Raw genomic sequence first — 1,391 nt, 5'->3', positions numbered from 1 at the left:
TCGGTGGACGACAGCTTCGGTGGACGACAGCTTCGGTGGACGACAGCTTCGGTGGACAACAGCATCGGTGACGACGGCGTCGCTCTCGAGCCTACGGCGCGCACCTCTGCGCGCCCCGCGCGTCGCGCACGCCTTGTGGATAATTGTGCTCTAGGTCCCTCCACAGGGAATGCGCTTCTGAGCTTGTCCACAGATTTCTGTGAATTGCGCTTTTCCTCTTGCCCCTCGAACGTCCGTTCGATAGCGTGGTCGTGGTGATTCGGTGACCGCAGGGGGTGAATAGCAGTGGGCGACGTGAACAATGATGTGCGCAATTCGCGTGCTGCTAGTGCGGGTGCGGGTTCTGTGGTTGGTGTGCTGGCGTTGGTCGAGGAGCTGGAGGCTGTGGTCGAACAGCTGACCGCCGTTGACCCGCGGGCGATGGACGGCGGGTTGGCGATGGAGGTCTCCCCGCGGCTGCGGGCGGTGGTCGATCGCCTGGGTGCGCAGCGCCTGGGGTTGATCGGGCAGATCGACGCCGATGGCCTGTGGGCGAGCGAGCCGGTGCGGACCGTGGCGCACTGGCTGGCCTCGCGTGAGCGCGTGTCGTTGGGTTCGGCGCGCAGGGATGTGCGCACCGCGCGGGTGCTGCGTGACCACCTGACCGCCACCGCTGAAGCTGGCCGCGCCGGGGTGGTGACACCCGAGCAGGTGGGGATCGTGGTGGGCATCGCGGCCACGTCGCAGGCGCGGTTGGAGGCGCTGACTGCGGTCGTCGACTCGGACGAGGCTGTCGCCGAGTCCAGCGTCGATGCGAATGAGCCAACGCGGCCGCGTCGTGGTGAGGACGTGCTGCTGGGCTTGGCGGGGCGGCACTCGTTGCGTGACTTCACGCGGATCGCGCGCCGGTTCGCGGTGGTGGCTGACCCTGAGTCGGACGAGCGGGGCTACCGGCTCGCGTCCGAGCGTGAGCATCTGGACCTGTCGCCGACGATCGGCGGGTACCACGTGCAGGGTTTCTTGGCCGAGGAGCACGGTCAGCTGGTGCGCACCGCGCTCGGGGCCGTGATGGGCACGGCCGAGCCGGGCTGCACGCAGAGCCCGGCCAAGCGGCGCGCGGTCGCCCTGGCAGGGCTGGCCCGCCAAGCGCTGGACGAGGGGCGGTTCAGGTCCACCAATGAGCAGGGCCCGGCGGGCGATCGCCTCGCCGAAGGTGCCCGTGCCGTGGGCGAGGACTCGTGGGGTGCGCGGGATGGTTCTGCTCGCGATGGTTCCCCGGCCGTCAGGCCGCATCTGACCGTGACGGTGTCCTGGACCGAGCTCACGCACCTCCTGGGCGCGAATACCGCCGCGAGGGCTGACGCCATCCCCGCCACCAGCGCCACCGAAGACCTTCACGCCATGAACGCACA

1 protein-coding gene is annotated in these 1,391 nt (G+C 69.2%); it reads left to right on the top strand.

Going from position 1 to position 1,391, the window contains the following annotated elements:
- Positions 1-285: 285 nt before the first annotated feature.
- On the top strand, positions 286-1,391 hold a 1,106-nt coding region (locus BMZ30_RS12900; protein WP_143073210.1), incomplete at its 3' end, for a DUF222 domain-containing protein.

The organism is Flavimobilis marinus, from assembly GCF_900113055.1.
Taxonomy (GTDB): Bacteria; Actinomycetota; Actinomycetes; order Actinomycetales; family Cellulomonadaceae; genus Flavimobilis; species Flavimobilis marinus.
The sequence above is the reverse complement of the archived record's forward strand: the minus strand, read 5'-3'. Positions and strand labels throughout refer to the sequence as shown.